This window comes from Hydrogenophaga sp. (assembly GCF_041633695.1).
Lineage (GTDB): Bacteria > Pseudomonadota > Gammaproteobacteria > Burkholderiales > Burkholderiaceae_C > Hydrogenophaga.
In genome coordinates this window covers 1-7,436 of sequence record NZ_JBFJMY010000196.1, presented here as the reverse complement: position 1 = coordinate 7,436, position 7,436 = coordinate 1, and the positions used below count along the sequence as shown (strand labels likewise).

Genomic DNA, 7,436 nt, shown 5'->3' with positions numbered 1-7,436 from the left:
GCCTATCCAGAACGAAGAACGCGCAGCGTTGGGCTGCGCGTTCGAGGGATGGTCAGTCTGGTTCTAGTGCATCTTCAGCTTGGCTTCGGTGGCACGGCCTTGCTGCCGTTTCCTTTCCTGAATCCCCGATCCCCCGCCATGAACGCCTCCAGCATGTGCGGGATCAGCGCCGAGGCATCGACCGCCTCGCCATACGCCTGCGCATGCAGCGCGGCATAGCGGTCGAGATCGGCTTTCAAGCTGGCCGGGCAAGCGAAGGTCAGCTTGACGCTTTCGGTCTTGGGTAGCGGCCCCAGCCGCAGTTTCTTGGTCGTGCTCATCGAGAAGTCCCCTTGTTGAAGAACAGCGGCTGATAAGGCCGTAGCACCAGATCGCGGTTGAGGATGATGCGCACCGGCAAACCGGGGCGGCTGGTCAGCGTGGGTTGGATGTTGAGATTGCGCCGGGTCACTTCCTGGCCGACCTGGTTCACGGTGTCCTGCAGGCTGTCGCGCCCGGCGATGATGACGCGATCGCCGTCCTGGCGGTTCTCAGGTGCAGCCAGTTCGGCACCGACACCCAGCAGCGTGGTCAGCACGGCACCTGCAAAGATCCGATCCCAATGCCAGTCCACGTCGTCTTCCAGACCGGCGTAGCCCGCCGGGTCGGTGCCGATCAGGTTGTCGAGCGTGAGCGAAGACGTGTCCGGCAGGATGATGCGGTTCCACACCACCTGCACGCGACTCTGACCGTAGCTGACTTGGCTGTTGTACTTGCCCAGGATGCGCGAGCCCTGTGGGATCAGCAGGTACTTGCCCGTGGCCGTGTCGTAGACCGGTTCGGTCACGGTGGCGATCACGTCGCCCGGCAGGTCGGACTTGATGCCCGTCACCAGCGCGCCGGCGATCACCGTGCCTGCCATCACCTGGTACGGTGACACCGGCAGCTTGAGGCTCCCGGAATTGCGGGTTTCCGTGGAGCCGGCTTTCAGGAAAGCCTCCTTCTGGTCCTGCCGGTTCTGCAGCGCTGTCGGGTCCGCCTGCGCGGCCGTCGAAGCCGGACCGGCCGCCAGCGGGTCGAAGCCCGCGAGGCGGGAAGTCGGCGAATCTGCGGCGACCTGCGCCGGCACCGTAGCCGCGCGTTGGTTGCCCGAACGGAAGAAGACCGACGAAGCCGCCGCCGCATCGGCCTCCTTGCGCAGCGCATCGCGCTCGGCGGCAGCCGGGTCATGGCCTGGGGGCGAGTAGCTGGCCACCACCGGCGACTGTGACCTCACGATCGCCGGCCCCAGGTCGCCGGGCAACGGCGGCCCCAGTTCAGGTACGGATGCAGGCAGCTTCGAGTAGTCGGACGGAAGCTGGCTCAATCCATCGGAGCGCGAGACGCGATCCACGTTGTAAAGCTCGGTTTTCTCGCCGGCGCCACGCTGGCGCGGCTGCAGCGACCACATGGTGGCGCCCAGCACGGCCGCGGCAACGCCACCGGCCAGGATCGCCAGCATGCGCCGGTTCAGGCGCATCACCGGGCGCGGCTGGGCGCGCAGCGCCACCGCCTCGGGTGCCACCTTGCCCGCCGGCGGCGCGGCAAGATCGGAGATGTCGTCCTGGCCCATCTTCAGTCCCTTTGTGCCGAAGCCGACGTGGCGGACACGCCATCCGTGCGCTCAATGCGCACCACGTCGCCCTTGTCGGCGCCCAGGCGCAGTTCGGCCGCGCCGAACTGCCGGTCCACGATGTAGTACGGCGAGCGGAAGCGGTAGTTCACCAACTGCCCGTCGCCCTGTGCGCCGATCACGAACAGCGGCGGTAGCTCACCCTGGGCGATGCCCCCCGGGAACTGGATGTAAACCTTCTCGCCATCGTCGAACGCGCGCAGCGGCTTCCACGACGGATTGCTGCCGCTGATAGCGTAGCGGAAGCGGATCTTCTCCAGCGACAGGCCGGTATCGACCGGCGCGCTCGCCTGCGCGGCCTGCGCCTGCCGCTGCAGGGCCAGCATGCGGTCCTTGGGGTAGTCCCAGGACACCGAGGCCATCCAGGCCTTCTCGGTCGAGGTCAGTTCCAGCAAGTACGTGCGGCGGCTGGTGGTAATGACCAGATTGGTCTTCAACCCGGAACGGATAGGCTTGACCAGCACGTTCACCCGCAGCCCACCATCGCTGCTATTGCCGCTGCCGCTGGACGTGTCACCCACAATCCAGCGCACCGTATCGCCTGCGGCCACCGTCACAAGCTCCTCACCCGCCTGCAGCGAGACCACCGTCACGCGGCCCGGCGCCGCATAGACCTGGTACAGCGCACCATCGCTGTACGGCCAGACCTGGATCGCATTGACATAGCCCTCGCGCGTGGGCGCCACGCGCGCTTCCTCGTTCGCGCGCGACACCCGCACCTTCTCGTCGGTCGATTCCGGCACAGGCCTGGCTTCCTCGAATTCCGGCAAGGGCTTCAACTGAGCCGGCAGCGCCAGCGGCTGGGGCACGACAACCACCTCCGTCGGCTTGGGTGGGTCGGGCAGCGGCTGCGCCGCAACGGCCACCGGCTCATCGAGCGAGATGACCGGCGGCGGCTTGCCCTGCGTGGCGCAGCCGGCGAGGAACATGGCTGCGGCCAGCAGGATCACCGGCAGTATGGATTTGTGCAAATGTGTCTTCATGGCTTTGCTCCTTGCGAGGCATCGAGTTCACGGCTCCACGACAGCCCGTTGACGTAGATGCCCAGGGGGTTCTTGCGCAGCCGCTCCTCGGTACGAGGCGTCTGCAGCACGATGGACAGCACAGCGGTCCAGTGCTCCAGCCCGGCGGCTGCGCCGTTGACGTAGCGCCGCTCGGTCCAGCGCACCTGAAACGAGGATTCGCTGGCGCGCACGACGCTGTTGACCTGCACCGTGATGGACTCCTGCCCCACGCGCGAGAACGGATCGGCCACGCGGGCGTAGTCGTTGAGCGTGGCCGCCCCCCGGTCGGTCGTGTAGTCGTAGGCATCGAGCCAGCTCTGCCGCACGACGATGGGGTCGATGGACAGCGAGCGCACCAGCGAGATGAAGCGCGCCAGGTGGTGCGCCGTCTGCGCGTCGCTGGGCTTGTAGGGCGTAGCGGCTTCTCCCACAGCCCTCACCTGCCCGGCCAGATCCACCTCGATGACGTACGGTGTGACGATGGACTGTGCCGAGCGCCACAGCAGCCCACCGGCCATCAGCAACGCGAGCGACAAGGAACCGAAGGCCATGAACCGCCAGTTCCGCGCCTGCACCCGGGCCGAGCCGATGCGCTCGTCCCAGGCCTGCGCAGCGGCCTGATACGGCGTGACAGGCGCGGGGCTGTCCGAGTACCGCACCAGGGGTCGTTTGAAACGCATGGAGATTCCTTTTTTCAAGTCAAGAACTGGAGTCATCGCGCAGGCTGGGGCCGGTCCCGCCACCCGCGTGGTCGCCCGAGCGCAGAACATGCGCGGTGGTCATGGCCGCGTGGGTCGCCTGCTGCTTGCGGCGCATGCGCTGCGCCCAGGCCGGTTCGGAGGCAGAAGCCGGCGAGGCGCCGGCCTCGGCACTGGATGCGGAAGCGGTCGCCGGCGCCGCCGCATCGGCCACGAAGTTGACTGCGCGGTCCTTGACCGCCTTCGCACCGGAAGCGATGCGCTGTCCCACAGCAGCAGCGCCGGCCTTCGCGACGTGGGCAACACCGGCACCGGCTGCGCGAACCGGCCCCCCGCCTGATGCGGCAGTGCCGGCCTGGTAGGCGCCCTTGGCGCCGCTGGCCAGCGCGGAAGCCGAGCGCGCAGCCGCTGCACCGCCGCCGATGGCCGCGCGCGCCGCGCCCGGCGCCATGCGGGCACCCGCGGCGACGGCGGAACCCGCACCCGCCATGGCGGCACCACCGGCCACAGCGAGCCCCGCTGCCCCGATGGCTGTCCCGGTAGCGGCCCCGGCGCCGAGTTGCGGTGCGCCGGACACCAGCCCGGTCGCGATCCCAGGACCGAAGATCCCCAGGCCCAGCATGGCCAGCGCCGCCAGCATGATCACCAGCGCATGGTCGATGCTGGGGTCCGCACCTGGCGCCACGGTGAACTCGCTGAAAAGACCCGTCCCGATGCCCACGATCACCGCGAGCACCAGCACCTTGATGCCCGAGGACACCACGTTGCCCAGGACATTCTCGGCCAGGAACGAGGTCTTGTTCCACAAGGCGAATGGAACGAGGACGAAGCCCGCGAGCGTGGTCAGCTTGAACTCGATCAGCGTCACGAAGAGCTGCACGGCCAAGATGAAGAACGCGACGATCAGCACCAGCCACGCCAGGAACAGCACGGCGATCACGTCGAGGTTGGCGAACACCTCCGGGAAGCCCGTCAGATCGCTGATCTGCGCCATGATCGGCCGGCCCGCGTCGATGCCCACCTGTGCAAGACGCCCGGGCTGCAGCAGTTGCGCCTGCGACAGGCCCGATCCCGAAGCGGTCAGGCCCAGGCCCGCGAAGGAATTGAAGACGATACCCGCGAGCCGGTTGAAGTTGCCCAGGATGTAGGCGAAGGCCCCCACGTAGAGCACCTTCTTGATGAGCCTGGCCATCACGTCGTCGCCCTGGCCCGAGGCGTGGCCCATGGCCCAGAACAGGCCCGCCAGCGTCATGTCGATCGCCACCAAGGTGGCCGTGAGGAAGGCCACCTCCCCGCCCAGCAGGCCGAAGCCCGAGTCGATGTAGCGCGAGAAGACGTCCAGGAAGCGGTCGATGACCGAGACGTCGTTCACGGCGGACCGTCCTTCGCCGCCGGTGATGACGCGGACGGCGGCGGTGGCTTCACAGGGTCGTTCGCATACGGCGAGGGCGTCGGCCGCATGAAGCGCTGGCGCGTCGCCTCGGCCACCGCGTTGCACTGGGCATCGCCCACCTTGGCGTGGTCAGCCTTGCAGGCTGCGCGCAGTTCCTTCAACCGCTCGGGGTGGGCCACCAGCGACTCCACCGATTCGATGGGCGCGGGCTTGCCGCAGGCGGCCAGCATCAATGCCATCACACACATGAAGAGAAGCTTGTTCATGGCGTCCTCACGGGTTGCCGTAGAAATTCACCGTCTGGGGCGTGTACGGCGTGCCGCTTCCCATGAAGCGGCGCCGCACCTCCCGGGCTCGCTCGTGTACGGCCACCTGCCGTGCCTGCTCCAGCGCGACGGCCCGGTCCTGCGTGAGCTGCAGCTGCTGCGCCTGGATCGCCTGCCGGGCCTGCAAGGCGAGCAACTGGTTCGTCGCCTGCATGGCCTGCAGCGCGCCCACGGCGGACTGGCTGCGGTTTACGAGATCCGTCAGCGCCTGCTCGTCCGCCGCGAAGTTCTGCACCGCCTGGGACTGCACCTGGGTCGCGGTACGCAGCGCTTCCAAAGAGTTGGTCCAGCGCCTGCGCGCATCGAGCACCATCTGGGCATTCGTAACGGAAGCGCTGAAGGACTCGGGATACAGCTCGCGGAACTGCGTTTCCATCTGCTGTACGTTGAACGCCAGACCCTGCGCCTGCCGGATCAACTGGTTCGTCGCCGACAGCGCCGCGCGCAGTTCCGACAAGGCGCTGAAATCCAGTCCGGTCAGGTTCCGCGCCTGGTTCATCAGCATCTGGGCCTCGTTCTGCAACTGCCGGATCTGGTTGTTGATCTGCTCCAGCGTGTTGGCGGCGGTGAGGATGTTCTGCGCGAGGTTGGTGGGGTCGATCACAACCCACTGCGCATGCGCGGCCGGAGCCGCCGCGAAGAGTGCGGCAGCGGCGACGGAAAGCAAAGTCTTCTTCATGGCGAATTCTCCTGAAGTGGTGAAGGAAACGAAGGGATGAGATCGGCGGCCCAGTCCAGGCCGCGATGGCGCAGCCAGGCCGGTGCGAAGCCAGACACACCGGATGCGGCAATCACCGCATTCATGGCCCGCTGGTCCTCGGGCGTGGACGCCCCGGCGAAGGCCAGCGTCACCGGCCCCAGGCCCAGGTCGAAGACGCGGTTGCCCAGCCGCGACTGGTAGTAGTAGTCGCGCTTGGGCTGCGCGGTGGCGACGATGTCGATCTGCCGGCTGTTCAGGCCGAAGCCCTCGTAGATGGCACGGATCTGGGGCTCCATGGCCTGCGGATTCGGCAGAAAGATGCGGCTCGCGCAGCTTTCGATGATCGCGGGCGCGATCGCGGAATCCTTGATGTCGGCCAGGCTCTGCGTGGCGAAGATGACCGACACGTTCTTCTTGCGCAGCGTCTTGAGCCACTGGCGGATGCGCGCCGCGAACACCGGGTCATCCAGAAACAGCCAGGCCTCATCGAGGATCAGCAGGGTGGGCGCACCGTCGAAGCGCTCGCCGAAGCGCGCGAACAGGTAGCCCAGCACGGCCATGACCGCGGCCTTGCTGGGCATCAGCTCCTCCATCTCGAAGGCCTGCACGTCCGCCGTGCCGAGACGATCGGCATCGGCATCGAGCAGCCGCCCGTGGGCGCCGCCCAGCACATAGGGTGCCAGAGCCTGGCGCAGTGCATTCGATTGCAGGAGCACCGACAGGCCGGTCATCGTGCGCTGCTCCACCGGGGCGCTGGCGAGGCTGTTCAGCGCCGACCAGACGGCGTCCTTTTCCGGCGGCCCCACGGCCACGCCCTCTTGCAGCAGCCGCCCTTCGATCCATTCGGCCGCCCAGGCACGGTAGCCCTCCCGGTCGATGCGGGCGAGCGGCTGGAAGGCGATCGCTCCACCATCCTCCGAATCCGTGCCCAGTTCGTAGTGGTCGCCGCCCAGCCCCAGCACGGTGGCGCGAATGGAGCGGCCCATATCGAAGGCCAGGATGCGCGAGCCGGGATAACGCCGGAACTGCAGCGCCAGCGTCGCCAGCAGCACCGACTTGCCCATGCCGATGGGGCCGACCACCAGCGTGTTGCCCACGTCGCCGATGTGCGTGACCAGCCGGAACGGCGTCGCGCCATCGGTGCGCGTGACGATCAGCGGCGGCCCGTCGAGGTGCGCGTTACGCTCCTGCCCGGCCCACACGGCCGACAGCGGCATCAGGTGCGCGAGGTTCAGCGTCGAGACGATCGGCTGGCGCACGTTGGCATACACGTTCCCCGGAATCGAGGATAGCCAGGCTTCCACGGCGTTGAGCGTTTCGGGAATGGTGACGAAGCCCCGCCCCTGGATCGTCCGCTCGGCCTGCCGCAGCTTCTCGTCAGCGGCCGCAGCATCTCGGTCCATCACCGTCACGGTGGTGGTAACGTAGCCGAAGGCCACCTGATCGCTGCCCAGTTCCTGCAGCGCCGCATCGGCATCCGAGGCCTTGTTGCTGGCGTCGGTGTCCACCAGTGGGCTTTCCTGGTTGAAGATCGTCTCGCGCAACAGCGCGACGATGTTCTTGCGCTTGGCGAACCACTGACGGCGCAGGCGGCCCAGTTCCTTCTCCGCTTCGACCTTGTCCAGGCACAGGAAGCGCGTGCTCCAGCGGTAGGCGAAGCCCTG

Annotated in this window: 8 protein-coding genes; all 8 read right to left on the bottom strand. The window is 67.6% G+C overall.

What is annotated here, in order from left to right; translation table 11 throughout:
• Window positions 1-74 precede the first annotated feature (74 nt).
• The gene (locus tag ABYB95_RS13060) at window positions 75-320 is read right to left on the bottom strand and encodes a DUF2274 domain-containing protein (RefSeq protein ID WP_008294947.1); all 246 of its coding nucleotides are present in this window, start codon (window positions 318-320) and stop codon (window positions 75-77) included.
• Window positions 317-1,591, bottom strand: a complete 1,275-nt coding sequence (locus tag ABYB95_RS13055; RefSeq protein WP_372658996.1) for a TrbI/VirB10 family protein — start codon at window positions 1,589-1,591, stop codon at window positions 317-319. The genes ABYB95_RS13060 and ABYB95_RS13055 overlap by 4 nt, the downstream gene beginning before the upstream one ends.
• A 2-nt stretch (window positions 1,592-1,593) precedes the next feature.
• Window positions 1,594-2,634 (bottom strand): P-type conjugative transfer protein TrbG, encoded by a 1,041-nt coding sequence (gene trbG / locus ABYB95_RS13050; protein ID WP_372658995.1) that lies wholly within the window; start codon window positions 2,632-2,634, stop codon window positions 1,594-1,596.
• Window positions 2,631-3,335, bottom strand: coding sequence for a conjugal transfer protein TrbF (gene trbF / locus ABYB95_RS13045; protein ID WP_372658994.1), 705 nt, complete (start codon window positions 3,333-3,335; stop codon window positions 2,631-2,633). The genes trbG and trbF overlap by 4 nt, the downstream gene beginning before the upstream one ends.
• A 19-nt stretch (window positions 3,336-3,354) precedes the next feature.
• Window positions 3,355-4,725 (bottom strand): P-type conjugative transfer protein TrbL, encoded by a 1,371-nt coding sequence (gene trbL, locus ABYB95_RS13040; RefSeq protein ID WP_372658993.1) that lies wholly within the window; start codon window positions 4,723-4,725, stop codon window positions 3,355-3,357.
• The gene (locus tag ABYB95_RS13035) at window positions 4,722-5,012 is read right to left on the bottom strand and encodes an EexN family lipoprotein (RefSeq protein ID WP_372658992.1); all 291 of its coding nucleotides are present in this window, start codon (window positions 5,010-5,012) and stop codon (window positions 4,722-4,724) included. The genes trbL and ABYB95_RS13035 overlap by 4 nt, the downstream gene beginning before the upstream one ends.
• 7 nt (window positions 5,013-5,019) lie before the next feature.
• Window positions 5,020-5,751: a P-type conjugative transfer protein TrbJ gene (gene trbJ, locus ABYB95_RS13030; protein WP_372658991.1), complete on the bottom strand. Its 732-nt coding sequence runs from the start codon at window positions 5,749-5,751 to the stop codon at window positions 5,020-5,022.
• On the bottom strand, window positions 5,748-7,436 hold a 1,689-nt coding region (locus ABYB95_RS13025; protein WP_372658990.1), incomplete at its 5' end, for a conjugal transfer protein TrbE. The genes ABYB95_RS13025 and trbJ, both read right to left, overlap by 4 nt.

Bases quoted from the DNA above. Each gene is read 5' to 3' on its own strand.
- trbJ (WP_372658991.1), bottom strand. From the start codon at position 5,751: ATGAAGAAGACTTTGCTTTCCGTCGCCGCTGCCGCACTCTTCGCGGCG.
- ABYB95_RS13060 (WP_008294947.1), bottom strand. From the start codon at position 320: ATGAGCACGACCAAGAAACTGCGGCTGGGGCCGCTACCCAAGACCGAA.
- trbF (WP_372658994.1), bottom strand. From the start codon at position 3,335: ATGCGTTTCAAACGACCCCTGGTGCGGTACTCGGACAGCCCCGCGCCT.
- trbG (WP_372658995.1), bottom strand. From the start codon at position 2,634: ATGAAGACACATTTGCACAAATCCATACTGCCGGTGATCCTGCTGGCC.
- ABYB95_RS13035 (WP_372658992.1), bottom strand. From the start codon at position 5,012: ATGAACAAGCTTCTCTTCATGTGTGTGATGGCATTGATGCTGGCCGCC.
- ABYB95_RS13055 (WP_372658996.1), bottom strand. From the start codon at position 1,591: ATGGGCCAGGACGACATCTCCGATCTTGCCGCGCCGCCGGCGGGCAAG.